Below are 16,387 nucleotides of genomic sequence, written 5' to 3' on the forward strand. Positions count from 1 at the left end.
ATAGTCTGATTTTGCATGGTGCCCTCAGCAGGAGGGGGGCGCACTGCGCATCGCACAGGGAGGACGACATGATCGGACGCATTTTGGCCGTGGGGCTGGCTGTTGCCGCCGCCACAGGAATTGGCACAAGCGCGCAGGCACAGCGCATAACTATCGGAACAAACCCCCAAGGCACGCTGTATTACACTGTCGGCAGCGGGATTGCGGCGGCATTGCAGGAAAACCTGGGCCGTCAGGCAACTGTCCAGCCCTTCACCGGTTCATCGGTCTATATTCCGCTGATCGCCGAGGATGAAGTCACACTTGGCTTGAATTCATCCATTGATGTCGGCGGGTGGTATCGTGGCGAATTCGAGAATGAACCCTATACGCAACTGCGCGTTCTGGCGCGGCTGTGGCCCCTGCGGCAGGCGTTCATGGTGCGCGCTGACAGCGGCATGCAGGACGTGTCCGACCTGACAGGCAAGCGGGTGGTCACCACGGTTTCAGGTCAGGCCGCAACGGGCCGGGTGAATCAGGCCGTGCTGCAAGCCGGTGGCATCGCGCTGGATCAGGTCGAAGGCGTGACCATTTCAGGCATGCCCGCAGGTGTCGACGGGCTGGTCGAGGGCAATCTTGATGCGCATGGTATCGCGGTCGGGATTCCGTTGACACAGCAGGCGCACGCCACCATTCCCGGCGGCATTCGCTATTTGTCGATCACGGGGCCTGATGCCACGGACGACATAATCGGGGACATCTACCCCGGTGTATATTTATTGCAGGTGGACCCGTCGCCACGCCTGCCAGAGGTGACAGAGCCGGTTGTCGTTGCCGCATATGATGTGTTCCTGACCGCCAGCGCCAGCCTGCCCGATGACGAAGTGCAGGCAATTCTTGGCGCGCTGTATGACGCGCTTCCGCAACTGGTCAGCGACTATCCTGCTATGGCGGGTGCGCAACAGGATATGATGACAAGCCCCACGAACACCATTCCCTTCCATTCTGCGGCGGTCGAATTCTACCGCGAAAAGGGAATCTGGTCGGACGAAAACGCACAGCGCGACGCGTCCATCGACTAACGCCACAAGTGGAAACCCGATTCCGGGTTTCCACATCCCTTTGCGTTCCTGCCCATCCGGTCACGGCCAAAAGCAGCATTGCGCTGCTTGCGCGAACATGCCCGCACCTGAACCCGAAAGCTTACACTTATGAAGTCTGTCTATGTTACCGCCGCAATTCCGGTGCTTGGCCTGCTGTGGTTGCTTGATGTGCCGCGCCGTCTGGGTTTTGTGGTGCTGACGGAACAGTATCTTGCGGTCATTCTTGGTGTAACGGTCTGTGTGGCTATCATTCTGCGCCCCTTGCCCGGATTGCTGCGCTGGCCTGATCTGGCGTTGGGATTGCTGGCCTGTGCCAGTTGGGTCTGGCTTGCATGGAACTATGAAGCCTGGCTGCTGACCGCCACCAGTCGCGGGCCGGAAAAATGGGTGCCTGCGTTGATTGCGGTTGCAACCACCGTAGAGGCAACACGCCGCCATTGTGGCGGGGTTCTGGCCGCGCTGGCGCTTGGGTTTACAGCCTATGGGCTGTGGGGCTGGATGGCCCCCGGCCTGTTCGAGGGGGCTTATCTGCGACCAGCGCGCTACCTGCTGTATCTGTATAATGACACGAATGGCATTCCCGGCCTTGTTTTGAATGTGGGTGCCACGCAAATTCTGGGCTTCATCATCTTCGGGGCCGTGCTGAATGCCGTTGGCGGCAGTCAGGCACTGACCGGGTTGGCACTGGCAACAATGGGTCACCGGCGGGGCGGGCCAGCGAAGGTGGCTATTTTATCGTCATCGCTTTTTGGCACATTGTCAGGGTCCACAGTGGCCAATGTCATGTCGACGGGCACGGTTACAATTCCGATGATGAAAAAGGCGGGATTTCCCGCGCGCCATGCCGCCGCAATCGAAGCTGTGGCCTCAAATGGGGGGCAGATCGCGCCGCCGGTCATGGGGGCGACAGCGTTTGTGATCGCTGAATTTCTGCAAGTGGCCTATGTCGATGTGATTATGGCCGCGCTGCTGCCTGCGGCCTTCTATTACTACCTGTTGTATCGTCAGGTGGACCGCTATGCCGCCGCGAATGGTATCGCGGGCGAGCCGCGCGAGAATCTGCCGAAACTGCGCAATGCGCTGTTGGGGGCGTGGCCGCTACTGGCCCCGCTGGGGGTGCTGGTGTGGTTTTTGTTCGTGCTTGGCTATTCCCCCGGCAAGGCCGCGCTTTACAGTGCGGGGGCCGCAGTTGCGCTGTATCTGGTCACCGCGCCGCGGGGTGCATCGCGCCTAGCGCTGCTGGGGCAGGCGCTGGTCAACAGCGGCTCAATGTTGGTTCCGGTGCTGCTGGTTTGCGCGGTGGCAGGCATTATCGTTGGCACCATCAATGTCACAGGGCTGGGCTTTGCGCTGACATTGGCGCTGGGGCGCATCGCCGAGTTGGGCGGCTTGCCCGCGCTGCTGCTGATGACCGCGCTTTTGTCGATTGTTCTGGGCGTAGGTATGCCCACAACGGGGGTTTACGTCGTCGTTTCGGTGCTGCTGGCACCGGCGCTGGTGCGTTTTGGCGTGACGGAAATGTCCGCGCATCTGTTCATCTTCTACTTCGGGCTTTTGTCCATGCTGACACCGCCTGTCGCGATTGCGTCCTATGCGGCGGCCAGTGTGGCAGGATCTGACATGTGGTCCACGGGGGTAACCGGCATCAAGCTGGCATTGATGGCCTATCTTCTTCCGTTTGTCTTTGCGGTAAACCCCGCATTGCTGATGGATGGCACCTGGTTCGAAATTTCAGTGTCCTGTCTGACCATATTGGTTGCAGGCCATCTGCTGGCAGAGGTTCTGGCCAACAAAAACGCCTATGGCGGCGGCTGGCAGCGCCGCGCTGTGGCCGTTCTTGCATTGGGCATAGGTGGCCTGACGACAGTTTTCCCGCCCGATTCCTTCATTGCCCTGACGTTGGCGCTGGCTGCTGTGCCAGTGGCATGGGCACTTACGCGCCTGTTTGGCGCCCCACTCCCCGCGCCTGTGGCGCGGGCGCAAACGGAGTCTTCGAATGACTGACCGCTACCCCCCTATGCCACCGCGCAAAGCTGCCCCGCCCTATAAGCGCATCGCCGCAGAAGAAGCGTGGCTGCCCCCTGAAATCATGAACCTGTATCTTAAAGGGTTGGAAGACGGGACCATCACAGACCCCGGTTTTCGCAGCCTTTGGGGGTTCTTCGGGTCCAGCACCACCGAAAAGGCCCGCGCCCATTCCCGCCGTATCCAGACCCTTGGTGCTGATCGGATTGCGGATATGGATGCATCGGGAATTGATATGCAGGTGGTTGCGCTGTCTTCGCCCGGTGTGCAGGTTTTTGACCCCAAGACCGCAAGCGCACTTGCGCGGAGCGCCAATGACCAGTTGGCCGAAGGGATCGCGGCCAATCCCGACCGTTTTGTCGGGCTCGCCGCTTTCAGCCCCCTTGATATTGGCGAGGCCGAACGCGAACTTGAACGCGGTGTCACCAAGCTGGGCTTGCGTGGCGGTATCCTGAATTCGCACACGCTGGGAACTTACTTGGATGACGAACGCTATTGGGGCTTGTTTGAAGCGGCCGAGGCGCTGGACGTGCCCATCTACCTGCATCCGAATACGCCCAGCCCGCAAATGATCGAACCGTTTCTGAACCGTGGGCTGGATGCGGCTGTTTACGGCTTTGCCTGTGAAACCGGCCTGCATGCCTTGCGTCTGATCGTGTCAGGATTGTTCGACAGGTTTCCGAAACTGCAAATTATTCTTGGCCATTGCGGTGAAGCCCTGCCGTATTGGCTGTATCGCATCGATTATATGCACGGGCATATCTCGGCGACGGGTCGCTATCCTGATGTCAAACCCCTGAAGCGGCGGGCATGGGATTACCTGATCGATAATTTCTATTACACATCCAGCGGGGTCGGGTGGGCGCCCCCCATTGAATATGTGCAGAAGGTCATCGGGATGGACCGGATGCTGTATGCGATGGATTATCCTTGGCAATTCGTGCCTGACGAAGTTGGCGCACTGGATGCGATGAATATCGGTGATGAGGGGCTGAAAATGTTCTTTGAGGATAATGCGAGGCGCGTTTTCAAGATCTGACCCCGCAGCAGCGCGACCCGTCACCAACATCTGGCGGTTCAAACCGCCAGATGTATACTACGATGCAACCATTTTGCGACAGCATCGGGCGTAAGGGGGCGATACACCCCGCCCATACGCATTTCAGTCGATTGCGCCAAACTCCATGCTGAGGGGTTCGATCATGGCAAGAAATGCGTCGCAGTCCTTGCTGTCAGCCCAACTTGCACAGATAGCCTGTGCGGCATCCCCGGTTGCCGCGAATGCGATGTCCAGCCAGATACCATCATGCAGGCGCACCAATCGCTGGCCGCGCCAGCCCGGCTGGTGGGATAGATGGTTTTCGATCATCTGCGCATGGGCGGCCCGAAGCGCTGTGTCTGTGACGCCTGCGCGCAGACGAAACCGCCCCAACTCCACCCCGTCGCCCGCTTGCATCATTGGCAGGCCACCTGTCGGCAGTGTGAAGTGACCCATAGTGCCGGGTTTGGAAATCGTGGCGCGGAATGGCGCGAAATCTTCGGCGGTGCCGACCACGCGCGCGGCATCTTCTGCGGCTTCGTTGCTGGCCCAGACCACCATGTCGGCGCGTTCCGCGCTGTCCTGCCCGCCGGTTAGGGGCAGCCAGCCTGCGAATCCGCTTAGTGTTTGGGCGTGCTTCATTGCAGCAGCGCGTTCACGATCGGCGTCCAGTTTAGACCTAATCTGATAGGTCACGATTTCGAGGCAGGGTCGTGCCATGGCAGGGCTTCCTTTCACGTTGTTTTCTGCCCCCTTGCTATGCGTCCCCCCTGACAGATCATGTCAGGGGTGTGCTATACTGACTGCGTTATGAAATTTCTTCGCCTGTTCTCAGTCCTTGATCATCTTCGCGCCGCGCGCCGGCCTGTTTCGGCACAGGCATTGGCGCAACGGCTAGGGGTTTCCACCCGCACGATCTATCGTGACATTGCAAGCCTGCAGGCGATTGGTGCGCCAATCCGCGGGGAGTCCGGTCTGGGGTATCAGTTGGAGCAGGGCTATTTCCTGCCGCCACTTCAGTTTGATGCCGAAGAAACCGAAGCCATCATGCTGGGTCTGCGCCTGCTTATGGCCCGGCGGGGCAGTGGATTACAGGGCGCCGCGCAACGGGCCACGGGCAAGGTTGCAACAGCGTTGGGTTCCGAGGGTGGCGCACGGTTTCAGAACCTGACGCTTCTGGCCGTATCGCGCCAGCGCGAAACCGACCACCGCGCCGACGCGTGGGGCGGGATCATCCGTGCGGCAATCCGCGAACGCAAGATAATGGAGCTGGCCTATCACAGTCTGGACGGGCGCAGGAGTGTGCGGCGCATTCACCCGCTGGGGTTAACGCTGTTCGATGATGTCTGGCTTCTGACTGCCTGGTGCGAGGGCGCGCAAGATTTCCGAAATTTCAGGCTGGACCGGATCGCAACTTTCAAAGACACCGATGAGAAGTTCCGCCCACAGTCAGGGCAACTGTTCAGGGACTATCTTGAAAACCTATAGGGAGAGGCGCAGGCGTTGCAACAACCGCCATTTTCACCCAGTGTATCTTGTGCTTGCGACAAGCAGCAAGCAGATCACTCATACAGCCGTGAAATGGACGCACTGTCAGAGAATTCGTTCCCTTGTGCCAGAAATTCCGAATACCGGACAATGGCTGCATTGATCAGTGGCAGGTCAAGGTCCAGTTCGTGACAAAACCTTTTCAGGTTCTGCATATCCTTGTTAAGCTGCCTTGCGAAGCTTTTGGGCGGATCGAAAGCACGCTGTTCCATTTGCGGAAAAATACGTTGCAGGATAACGCTGTCGGCAAGCCCTCCCTCAAGGCAGGCAGGCAGATGTGCGGCATCTATGCCGGACGCGCGTGAAATCGCCAGCACCTCGGCCATCAGGGTATAACAGGTGCCAACGATGGCCTGATTGATGACTTTCGCTGCCTGCCCGCTGCTTAGTGGCCCCATAAGCGTTACGTTGCTTGCAAGGTCAGCCAGGATGGGCTTTACACGCTCAAAGGCGTCGACCCGCCCGCCTGCCATAAGGGTCAGCTTGCCTTCCGCCGCCGGCTCTGGCCCCCCCGAAATCGGTGCATCAATCCAGGCCATATCAGTTTTCTCTTGCAGTTTGTGGGCAAGCGATATGGTGCTATCGGGGTTCATGGTGGAAAAATCAACAAGAATACCGGCACCGTCATTGGCAAATGCAAGCCCGCCCTTGCCAAAGCAGCAGTTTTCCACGGCCTTGGCATCCAGCACGCAAATCATCACCACATCGCTGTTTTCACGCACTTCACGCGGAGAGTTTGCCCATTTCGCACCCGCGTTCAACGCTGGCTGCGCCATTTCGGCTTCAAGGTTCCAGACCGTCACCCGCCACCCAAGGGACAGCAGGCGCTCTACCATCGGTCGGCCCATGATGCCCAAACCAATGAAACCAAGCCGGAGGGATTTTTTCATAGAAGTTTCGTTCATGTTAACGCCGCTGTGCCCTTGTCAGAATCCATTCTGTATAGTCGCCGGGCGTTCCCGCTGAAGAGCGCGACTCGCTCCGCAGTTGAGAATTGTGACACGATCTCGGAGAACCCCGTCATGATAGTGTGAAAGCTGCCGACCAGATTGTCGACCGGAAAATTGCTGGCAAACATACAGCGTTCAGTGCCAAACAGATCAATTGTGTCAAGCACGATAGCGGCATTGTCGGCGCGTTTCCACGGTCGCCCCGCGACGCCAAGCCCTGAAATTTTCACCGCAATATTCTCCATTTCGGACAAATTCCGCATTGCGGAATACCAATGCGCCAATCCGTCTTTGCTGCGGTCAGATGGCAACCCCGTGTGATTCACTATGAGCAGCGTGTCGGGGTGTTTGACCGCAAGTCTGGCTGCATCTGATAAGTGCCACCAGGGAACCTGAAGATCGAAGGACAGCCCATGGCGGGCGAGCATTGAAAACCCGCTAATCCATTTCGGGTCCGTCATGGACCCGGGAGTTCCTTTGGCGGGCGCGCCGGGTCTTGAGGAAACCCGCGGCTTGTGCCGTATCCCGCGCACGAACGGGTTGGCGGCATGGTGTTCAAGAACGTCAGCGATATCCGGGCGGTCAAGCCAGGCCTGCGCGACAATGACGCTGTTCAGTTTGCCTGCGCGGATCACTTCAGACAGCCATTGAACCTCGCCATAGGGGTCGCTGGGGTCCCATTCCGCCTCGATGCACACTGATCCTATTACAGAATGTCCTGCGCAATCGGTGCGATAGTGTTCCGGCAGGTAATTACGTCGAAGACCGGAGTAATCGCCGTATCGGAAGGGAATTGGAACAGGATCACACAGCCAAGGCAGAAAGTTGTGCTCAATGTCCCAGAAATGCTGGTGTGCGTCGATGATCTCAGGCACGCATCCCTCCAACGGTTGTGCGACCTCGCTTCATTTGAAAGATATTGTATACAAGAATGATGCCATGTCAATCTGTAGCGTTGTCATCCCGCAGGGTTCGACGTGAACCTGACCGATCAGGGCTGATCTTCTGTCGCATCCTTGATTGTGGGCAGGCCGTTCTGGAAATGCTCTCGGGTAAGCCTTGCAAGCAATGGCCCGTCACGGGCTGCAAGCGCGGCAAACATCTTGAAATGCTCATGAAGTGCAGCGGTCCAACGGTTGTTATCCAAATTCGCCAGCCCCCGGGCGCGCTCTACACGGGGCACCAGACTTTGCCAAAGCGTGCTTAGAACGGGGTTGTTGGCTATTTCAACCACCCGCTCGTGAATGCGATGATTGGCGTGCATATAGGGCGCGCGTTGTCCGGCTTCATGCAGGGCGGCCATCTCGCTTAGAAGTCTGCCAATTTCTGTTATTTCTTCGGGTGTTATGCGACTGCATGCCAGTTCCCCTGCCAGCCCCTCCAACGTGCCGAATACAAGATACAGATCTTCTATTCCGTTAGCATCCAGCGGCGCGACCAGCACGCTGCGATTGGGCAGAAGTTCTATAAGTCCTTCGGCGGCCAATGTGCGAAACGCCTCGCGAATCGGGGTCCGCGACACCCCGATCTGTTCGCTGAGCAGATTCTCCTTAAGGCGCATACCCGGCGGCAATTCTCCCGTAAGGATCAGTTTGCGCAGGCTTCCGACGGCCTCGCCATGCAGCTTGCCGCGGCGTCCTGATTTCGCAGGCATATTGTCAGAAAGGGTGCCTTCGCCATGCGTTACATCATTCATGGATGAAGAATAAGTCACACCGCGCCCGCATGCAATATACTCTCATGGGTGCTAAAACAATTGACGAAAGCTATTTTTGCATACAAGATTGAATGCAAGCGTGACCAAACCCATGGTCATGTCGATACTCTGTTCGGGGAAGGAGCGCGTCGCATGTCGCACAAAGCCGGTAATCCAACGAGCAAGTCGCCGCCGGACACCCTTCCGTTGTCGGGGTTGCGGGTTCTTGATCTAAGTCAGGTTATGGCGGGCCCATATTGCTGCATGCTGCTTGGTGATATGGGGGCAGACGTGATAAAGGTGGAGCCACCCGAAGCTGGTGACCAGACCCGCAAGGCCATGGGCTTTCGGATGAAGGGTCAGGACAGTCCCGGATTTCTTGCGCTAAACCGCAACAAGCGCAGCATTACCATCAATCTGAAATCTGACACGGGCCGCAAGCTTTTCTATGCGTTGGTTCGAACCGCCGATATTGTTGTGGAAAACAGTCGCCCGGGTGTCGCTGCAAAATTGGGTGTGGATTATGAAACCCTGCGCGAGATCAATCCGCGCATCATTTATGCCAGCATCTCTGGGTTCGGGCAGACAGGTCCTTGGGCGCAGCGCCCGGGATTTGACCTTATTGCGCAGGCTATGTCCGGCGTAATGAGTGCGATGGGAATTCCCGGTGAGGGGCATGTGAAATCCGGGGTTCCGATTGGGGATCTTGGTGCAGGATTGCTGGCCATTTATGGTATTCTGAGTGCCGTCATCGGGCGCGAAAAATCCGGCGAGGGACAGTTCATAGATGCCTCTCTCTTTGAGGCGGCTCTTGGGTTGTCCATATGGGAAACAACGGAATACTGGGCAACAGGCATATCGCCACAACCACTGGGCACCGCAAACCGGATGAGTGCGCCTTATCAGGCGTTCAGCGCAAGTGACGGGCATTTCGTCGTTGGGGCGGCCAACCAGAAACTTTGGCTTAGTTTTTGCAATGTAATCGACCGACCGGATCTTCTGGAAGATCCGCGCTTCTTTGACAACCGTAGCAGACTTCAGAACCGGGCTGCGCTTGTGGAACTGCTTGCAGTGGTTTTCTTGGCCGACACCGTCGCATCCTGGGTGAACCGGTTTCTTGAAGCAGGCGTGCCTGCCGGCCCGATCAACGACTATGCCGAGGTTCTGCAAAGTGACCATGTAAGTGCGCGTAAAATGGTCATTGAACTGGACCATCCTGTCGAGGGCACGATACGCTCGCTGGGTTTTCCGGTGAAATTGTCGGCCACGCCACAGCAAGTGCGCAGGCATCCACCCCTGCTGGGAGAGCATAATCTTGAAATTATTGCAGAACTGGGGTTGGAAGATCAGCAGGGTGCGTTGCGCGACGCCGGGGCGTTTTCAAAATGACTACGGGTGCCGTAACCTTGGCCATTGAGGGCCATGTTGCCAAGGTCACCTTTGACCGGCCCGAAGCCCGCAATGCGATGACCAGAAAAATGTATGCCGACCTGCAGCATATATGTGACGCGCTTGCGCCCCGCGCGGATATTCGTGTGGCGGTTTTTCGTGGCGCGGGCGGCCGTAGTTTTGTCGCAGGTTCGGATATCGCGATCTTTGATTCATTTGAAACGGGGCAGGATGGTATCGACTACGAGCGCGAAATGGAGGGGCACACGCAAGCGGTCGAGCGGTTGCCCTTCCCGACCGTTGCGGTCATCGAAGGGTGGGCGGTTGGTGGCGGGCTGAACATCGCGGCGGCCTGCGATATACGCGTATCAACACCAGATGCCCGCTTCGGTGTGCCCATTGCACGCACCGTCGGCAATTGCCTTTCGATGTTCAATTATGCGCGCTTGGTAGATGGCCTTGGCGTATCCCGCGCAAAACGGTTGCTGCTGCTGGGCGATTTCATAGATGCGGCAGAAGCCCGCCAAGCGGGTTTCCTTAGCGACGTGGTGCAGCATGATGCTTTGGATGACCATGTCGTAGGTCTTTGTGAACGGATTTCAGAAAATGCTCCTTTGACATTGAGGGTCAGCAAGGAAGCAGTCCGGCGGTTGCGAGAAGAAAAACTGAATATCGAAGGGGAGGATCTGATCGCGAAGGCTTATGGAAGTCAGGACTTCAAGCGCGGCGTTGCGGCCTTCAAGGCAAAGTTCAAACCCGAATGGTATGGAAATTGAGGCGATGACCAGTGTGCCGTTGCAAATCATTCAGGTTGTTTATGCTGCGGCCTGCCTGATGAAGCGATGATTCACGAAAGCGCAGCTTGGTAATCCATGCCCGCCGCAATTGCCAGCATGTGCAGAACGGATTGCCAGTTGTTCTTTGTGCCAGAAATCCCTGACTTGTCCGCAGGAGCAGTGATTGTTGATGGCTTTGGTTTGCGTAAAATCAATAAGCTACAGCGATTCCATTGATCCAGTGAAAAACGTAACGCTGTAGGGGACGCTGTGTCGTTCCGTCCTGTGATCGTTAACCATCAACGACCGCGATTGACCGCGTATCAGCCTTGTCTGCGATATCCGCGGTGTTGTGGTCGGCAAGGGGGCGCCGGTTCAGACAAGAAAATTCAGTTGAGTGGCTGCCAGGTGAAAAGGGGGGTGAAAATGAACTGAATATCACATGTTGCATAATGAATGCAGTTTGGTAAGACTGTGTTACGGGGCCGTTCATCGGCCCAGCTGGAGGAGCTAGGAGGAAGATCATGAACAAATTATCCAATATATTTACGCTTGCCGCCGGGACGGCATTGCTGGCAAGCGGTGCAATTTCACAGACATATGAGGCCACATTCGGCCACCCGCACCAGAACTATGCGACCAAGGCCGCCGAGGCGTTCAAGGCGCATGTAGAAAGTGCCACGGGCGGTGATTTCGTCGTGACTTTGGTGCCACACGGCGCCCTTGGAAGCGGCGACCGCGAGATCACGGATCAGTTGCGTCTGGGTGAACTGGAATTTCATCTGCCCGGTGCAGGGGGCGTTGCGGGTGTCTATCCCGAATCGCAGACCCACAGTTGGCCGTTCCTGTTTACCGAACGCAGTGTGTTCTGGGAGTTGCCAAACGATGCGGAATATTTCGCTGTGACGCGTGACGGGTTGCTTGAGGCCACCGGCGGCACAGTGCGTCTTCTTTCGTTAATGGAAAACTCTATCCGGCACCTCTATACGACCCGCGGGCCAATTCAGGTTCCAGCCGATCTGGCAGAGCACGCGATCAAGATGCGCACCCAGACAGTGCCGATGCATCAGGAGGTATTTACCGCGCTTGGGTCTGCGGCCATTGTGGCGACGGGCGCACCTGAACGGTATTCGGCCATGCAAACCGGACTTATCGACGGGTTGGAAGGCGGGCTTGCCTCTGTCTGGGATGCCGGACTGATGGAGGTCGCGGATCATGTAACCCTTACGGGCCACATGTATGAGTACCTTTGGTTGCTGACCAACGACGAATTCTACCAGTCACTGCCGCTGGAATATCAGCAGGCCGTTGATGAGGCCGCAATCATTGCGACATCGGTAAATAACGCTGTCAGTTTTCAGGACAGCACCGCAGCACTTGAACTGATGTATGCGGCGGACAGGCAGGTTTATGTGCCGACTGCCGCAGATCTGGCAAAATGGCAAGAGATCGCTGAACCTGTTGGCCGCGCCTTCATCGAAGAGGAAGTCTCGGCTGATTATATCGAGGCGACCCTTGAGGCACTTGAGCGGACCCGCGCACGAGTCGGCACGCGGAAGTCTGCTTCGGCTGACTGACAGGCCTATGAACCAAATCCTTCCGGTGCTGATGGATTCATCGGTGCTGGAAGGAAGGGACCACTGCGGAGCGGCGCATGACCATCGTTATAATCTTTGTAATTCTTCTTGTTCTGATTGCCATCGGGGCGCCGATCTTTCTTGCTATGAGCGGCGCCGCGCTGGTTCATTATCTGGACACGGGTCGGGAATCGACAATGGTGGTCATGGTCGGCCGCATGTTCGAAGGGCTGACCTCTTTCACCTTTCTGGCGATCCCGCTTTTCCTGCTTGCTGGTGAAATCATGTCCAAGGGCGGGCTGACGGACCGGTTGATGGATTTTGCCCGCTGCCTTGTCGGTCACTTCAAGGCGGGTCTCGGGCAGGTCAACATTGCCTCAAGCCTGATGTTTGCCTCGATCTCGGGGTCGGCCTATGCTGATGTTGCCGCAATGGGGCCTGTGATGATACCGGCTATGGAGAAAGAGGGTTATCCTCGCGGGTTCGCAGGTGCCCTGACGGCCGCTTCCGCGACATTGTCGCCGTTGTTTCCGCCCAGCATCGTTCTTATTCTCTACGGGTCCACTTTTGGCGTTTCGATCGGCGCCCTGTTTGCCGCCGGACTTTCTGTTGCGTTGATAATGAGTCTGCTGTTTGCCATCCTGACTTATGTGATGGTGTTGCGGTACGGTATCCCTTCGGCAATGTGGGCGGGGCTGGGCAAGACCCTGACTGCGATGCGCCGCGCGCTCATTCCTTTGGGCATGCCGATCATCGTCGTCGGCGGCATTCTTGGTGGTTTTTTCACCGCCACAGAGGCCGCATCAGTCGCGGTTGCATATGGGTTGGTTCTGACGGTTCTGGTCTACCGGACTATTGGCCTGCGTGATCTGATTGCAATTCTGCGCAGGACTGCAATCACCAGTGCGGCCATTACAATTCTGGTCGGTGCGGCAGCGATGTTCTCCTATGTGATTGTGCGCCGCAATGTTCCACAACAAGTGGTGGAATTCCTGCTTCCGATAACACAGAACCCTTACGGCATTGTCGCGATGATCGTTGTGATCTTGCTGGTCGGTGGCATGTTCATTGATCGCAATTCCAACATCCTGCTTCTTGGCCCGATTATAATTCCGATCATGACGCTTGAACTGGGTTTCAGTCAGATACAGACTGCCATGATCATTGTTTCGGCATTGGGTGTGGGCCATCTGACCCCCCCCTTTGGCGGAACGCTTCTGACGGCTTCGCTTGTCGGGCGAATGTCGGTGATGGAAATCACGCGGTATGCTTGGCCTTTCATCCTGATCAAGGTTTTCCTGACGGCCCTGATCGTTGCTATTCCTGCAATCAGCGAGGCTTTGCCGCGCTGGCTTGAATTGGGAGGGTTGTAGAAAATGGCCGAGACGCGTGAAAATCCGATCATGCGCGCAATCCGTGCACTGGATCTTGCTGGCGGATGGGTGGATCGCCTGCTGCAAGCCGGGATGATCTTTGTTCTCTCCGCGATCTTTGTTCTCATGTTTTCACAGGTCGTGCTGCGCTATATCATCTTTGTTCCATTCCCATGGATCGAAGAACTTGCTGCGATGTTGCTACCCGTCTTGGCTGTCTGGGGCAGCGCCATCTGTATCCGGCATGGAACGCACCTTCAGGTCGATTTCTTGCTTATTGCGTTGCCAGACACAATCCGTCTGGTTCTTCAGATATTGACAAATGCCCTGATCGTATACTTTGCCTATAAGATATGTCAGGCTGGGTTTGTTTTGGCGGAACTGGGCCGCAACGAGTTGACAACCAGTCGCTCGATCTCGCTGTACTGGCCTCGCATGTCGATTGTGATCGGTGGTGGCCTGCTCATTCTGCAGTCTGCGATCCTGATCCTGAAAGATTCTGCGCGGATGGCCGGTTGGCTGCCAATGTATGACGAAAAGATTGAGTAGCCCATGACGATACCTACGGCCGACGATAAGAAAAATGTAGCGACCCCTGCTGCCATTGCGCCTATCGAGCGCGCGCCGCTTCACGATCTGGTGGTTAGCAGGTTGCGTGACCTGATCGTTGAAGGCCACGTCCCGGAAGGCGAGCGCATTAACGAGAGTGCCCTCTGCCGGGAATTGCAGGTATCGCGCACACCCGTTCGCGAGGCACTGAAGGTCCTTGCCTCGGAGGGGCTTGTCGAATTGTCCCGCAACCGGGGGGCTATCGTTCCGTCGCCCTCGCGCGAAGAAATCCGTGATACCTTGCTGTTTATGAGCGCGGTAGAGGCCTTTGCCGCCGAACAGGCCGCACTGCGCGGCCGGGATGACGAAATCGCTGATCTGCGTTCCCTTCATGATGCCATGATTGAAGCCTTCGCCGCCAATGATCGCCATCGGTATTTTGATATCAATCAAGGTATCCACGAACGCATCGTGGCGATGGCGCGCAATCAGACGCTTCAGCCGGTGCATGCGCAGCTTCAGTCGCGAATGCGCCGCCTCAGATTCCTTGGGAATGACTATCCCGAACACTGGCGAGACTCGGTTGACGAACATAAGGACCTGATTATGGCAATTGAAAACCGCGATGCAGCCGCTGCGGGGATGGCCATGCGCCGGCACCTTCAGAACGCCATCGAACGAATTGATAATGTCATCAATAACAGACAGCGTGACGAACCCGGTGCCTTGAAGTAGGCCGCGCGCACATAAGAAGAATGATAAATTGGCCGACTGGCCTTAATCACATGATCGAAATGAAGGAGTGGGTGCATGCATATCATCGTAGGATCCGACCACGCGGGATTCCCCCTGAAGGCCACGCTTGTGGAACATCTTCAGGTGATGGGGCACACTGTAACAGATATAGGCTCGTATGATCCGGAACCTGTGGACTTCCCCGACATAACGCGCAGTCTGGCCGAAAAGGTGACCGCCGGTGAAGGTGAGAGGGGCCTTTTGGTTTGCGGGACAGGCGTTGGTGCGGCGATCGCGGCGAACAAGGTAAAGGGTATTCGGGCAGCCGTGTGCCATGATGTCCATTCGGCCCATCAGTCCGTAGAACATGACGATGTCAACGTGATGTGCATAGGCGCACAAATTGTCGGCCCATGGCTGGCCAAGGATCTTGTCAGCGCGTTCCTGAAGGCCGAATTTTCCACCGACGAAGATTTTCGTCGCCGTGTCGCAAAACTTGCCGAGATGGATTCCGCACGGTAGGCAATTCATCGGACGTGTGGCTTGCAGTGTTGGCCCGGTTTCAGGGTGCCACATCTTTATGTGGCACCGCAGCATTAGCCTGACGTTGATCCGGGTGGGGTCAGCTTGGCCTTGGTCGCACGCTTCAGGTGGAATGACCGATAGCATTTCTGGTTGCGCCCGACGCGGGCGGCAACCCATCCGCACCCCTGTCGCGGCAGCGGGGCTGCCCGCGCGAAAAAAGCCTTTCCGACAAGCATAAGGTCCGATACGGCGCACCCAGCACCTTTTGTAGAAAATGCCCGGAACCAAAGTGAGCGGCCATGCAAATTGATATTGACGTCACGCTGCACTACAAGCTGTCTGGTGAAGATACTGTGCTTGTAACGCTGGAAGCCGCCCAGACGGACGGGCAAAGTGTGAAAAGCAGTGTCCTGGATATCGGGCAGGCAACGCAACACCATATCGACGCCGAAGGCAGGGTCGGGGGGCGCACCTACGCTTTGCTGAAGGGGGACGAGTTGAACCTGCGGTATGTCGCACAGGTAAATGTGACGCGCCCTGAGCACAAGCTGACGGGGCTGGCGCAAATGCCGCTGCACACCCTGTCCCCCGATGTCCTAAGCTACCTGCGCCCGTCACGGTTTTGCCAATCCGACTTGCTGAGCGCATTTGTCGAAGATCAGTTTGGCCATCTGGACGGCGGGGTCAAAATATTGGCGATGCGGGACTGGATTGCGACCGAAATTTCCTATGTCGTGGGCAGTTCATTTCCGGCAACGACTGCGATTGATACATTCGTGGCGCGTCAGGGCGTGTGCCGGGATTTTGCGCATCTGCTATGCGCATTCGCGCGCGCAGCGGGCATTCCGGCGCGCTACACATCGGTTTACGGCGCGGATGTCCAACCGCCTGATTTTCACGCGGTCGCGCAGGTCTGGCTGGACGGGGGCTGGTACATTGTCGATGCGACCGGCATGGGGTGCGCCACCGGCCTGGTCATCATCGCTTGCGGGCGTGATGCGGCGGACGTGGCCTTTATGGAGACCACCAAAAACGCATGGCCTGTGGCCCAGACCATCCATGTATCAAAAGCATAGGGTCTGACCGCGTAATGCCTGTATGCCGGATGCATCAGGCTTGCCTG

Annotated in this window: 16 protein-coding genes; 12 read left to right on the forward strand and 4 right to left on the reverse strand. The window is 57.1% G+C overall.

All coding sequences use genetic code 11. The annotated features are described in order from the left end of the window. Positions 1–68: 68 nt before the first annotated feature. The 3 genes from P8S53_RS16925 to P8S53_RS16935 all read left to right on the forward strand — a co-directional run bounded on the left by P8S53_RS16925 (position 69) and on the right by P8S53_RS16935 (position 4,146). Positions 69–1,061 (forward strand): TAXI family TRAP transporter solute-binding subunit, encoded by a 993-nt coding sequence (locus P8S53_RS16925; protein ID WP_277807010.1) that lies wholly within the window; start codon positions 69–71, stop codon positions 1,059–1,061. Positions 1,062–1,190: 129 nt separating this feature from the next. After that, positions 1,191–3,086, forward strand: a complete 1,896-nt coding sequence (locus P8S53_RS16930) for a TRAP transporter fused permease subunit (RefSeq protein WP_277807011.1) — start codon at positions 1,191–1,193, stop codon at positions 3,084–3,086. Then, positions 3,079–4,146: an amidohydrolase family protein gene (locus P8S53_RS16935; RefSeq protein WP_277807012.1), complete on the forward strand. Its 1,068-nt coding sequence runs from the start codon at positions 3,079–3,081 to the stop codon at positions 4,144–4,146. Before P8S53_RS16930 ends, P8S53_RS16935 begins: the two co-directional genes overlap by 8 nt. Positions 4,147–4,269: 123 nt before the next feature. Here the strand turns inward: P8S53_RS16935 and P8S53_RS16940 are convergent, their stop codons facing one another. Further along, the gene (locus tag P8S53_RS16940) at positions 4,270–4,866 is read right to left on the reverse strand and encodes a hypothetical protein (protein ID WP_277807013.1); all 597 of its coding nucleotides are present in this window, start codon (positions 4,864–4,866) and stop codon (positions 4,270–4,272) included. 90 nt (positions 4,867–4,956) lie between these two features. Between P8S53_RS16940 and P8S53_RS16945 the strand changes: the two genes are divergently transcribed. Further along, the gene (locus tag P8S53_RS16945) at positions 4,957–5,634 is read left to right on the forward strand and encodes a YafY family protein (RefSeq protein WP_277807014.1); all 678 of its coding nucleotides are present in this window, start codon (positions 4,957–4,959) and stop codon (positions 5,632–5,634) included. 74 nt (positions 5,635–5,708) lie between these two features. Here P8S53_RS16945 and P8S53_RS16950 read toward each other — a convergent pair whose 3' ends face one another. From P8S53_RS16950 to P8S53_RS16960, 3 genes are all read right to left on the reverse strand, one after another. Continuing rightward, on the reverse strand, positions 5,709–6,584 hold the full coding sequence (locus P8S53_RS16950) for an NAD(P)-dependent oxidoreductase (RefSeq protein WP_277807015.1): 876 nt from the start codon (positions 6,582–6,584) through the stop codon (positions 5,709–5,711). An 11-nt stretch (positions 6,585–6,595) separates the two neighbouring features. Beyond that, positions 6,596–7,519, reverse strand: coding sequence for an amidohydrolase (locus tag P8S53_RS16955; RefSeq protein WP_277807016.1), 924 nt, complete (start codon positions 7,517–7,519; stop codon positions 6,596–6,598). A 116-nt stretch (positions 7,520–7,635) separates the two neighbouring features. Then, the gene (locus P8S53_RS16960; protein ID WP_277807017.1) at positions 7,636–8,358 is read right to left on the reverse strand and encodes a GntR family transcriptional regulator; all 723 of its coding nucleotides are present in this window, start codon (positions 8,356–8,358) and stop codon (positions 7,636–7,638) included. Between the two features lie 135 nt (positions 8,359–8,493). On the opposite strand from P8S53_RS16960, the gene P8S53_RS16965 reads away from it, so the two are divergent. The 8 genes from P8S53_RS16965 to P8S53_RS17000 all read left to right on the forward strand — a co-directional run bounded on the left by P8S53_RS16965 (position 8,494) and on the right by P8S53_RS17000 (position 16,340). Beyond that, the gene (locus tag P8S53_RS16965) at positions 8,494–9,729 is read left to right on the forward strand and encodes a CaiB/BaiF CoA-transferase family protein (RefSeq protein WP_277807018.1); all 1,236 of its coding nucleotides are present in this window, start codon (positions 8,494–8,496) and stop codon (positions 9,727–9,729) included. Then, on the forward strand, positions 9,726–10,505 hold the full coding sequence (locus P8S53_RS16970) for an enoyl-CoA hydratase/isomerase family protein (RefSeq protein WP_277807019.1): 780 nt from the start codon (positions 9,726–9,728) through the stop codon (positions 10,503–10,505). The genes P8S53_RS16965 and P8S53_RS16970 overlap by 4 nt, the downstream gene beginning before the upstream one ends. A gap of 524 nt (positions 10,506–11,029) precedes the next feature. Continuing rightward, a complete protein-coding gene (locus tag P8S53_RS16975; RefSeq protein WP_277807020.1) occupies positions 11,030–12,082 on the forward strand; it encodes a TRAP transporter substrate-binding protein in 1,053 nt (350 codons plus the stop codon). 77 nt (positions 12,083–12,159) lie between these two features. Beyond that, entirely contained in the window at positions 12,160–13,455 is a 1,296-nt protein-coding gene (locus P8S53_RS16980; RefSeq protein ID WP_277807021.1) for a TRAP transporter large permease, read from the forward strand. Positions 13,456–13,458: 3 nt separating this feature from the next. Next, entirely contained in the window at positions 13,459–14,004 is a 546-nt protein-coding gene (locus P8S53_RS16985) for a TRAP transporter small permease (RefSeq protein WP_277807022.1), read from the forward strand. A 3-nt stretch (positions 14,005–14,007) separates the two neighbouring features. Beyond that, positions 14,008–14,739 carry a GntR family transcriptional regulator gene (locus P8S53_RS16990; RefSeq protein ID WP_277807023.1) on the forward strand — a complete coding sequence of 244 codons (732 nt, stop codon included), beginning with the start codon at positions 14,008–14,010 and terminating at the stop codon, positions 14,737–14,739. Between the two features lie 75 nt (positions 14,740–14,814). Further along, a complete protein-coding gene (gene rpiB / locus P8S53_RS16995) occupies positions 14,815–15,261 on the forward strand; it encodes a ribose 5-phosphate isomerase B (RefSeq protein ID WP_277807024.1) in 447 nt (148 codons plus the stop codon). A gap of 302 nt (positions 15,262–15,563) precedes the next feature. Beyond that, positions 15,564–16,340, forward strand: coding sequence for a transglutaminase family protein (locus P8S53_RS17000; protein WP_277807025.1), 777 nt, complete (start codon positions 15,564–15,566; stop codon positions 16,338–16,340). The last annotated feature ends 47 nt before the right edge of the window (positions 16,341–16,387 follow it).

It is taken from the genome of Roseinatronobacter sp. S2, from assembly GCF_029581395.1.
Classification (GTDB): Bacteria; Pseudomonadota; Alphaproteobacteria; order Rhodobacterales; family Rhodobacteraceae; genus Roseinatronobacter.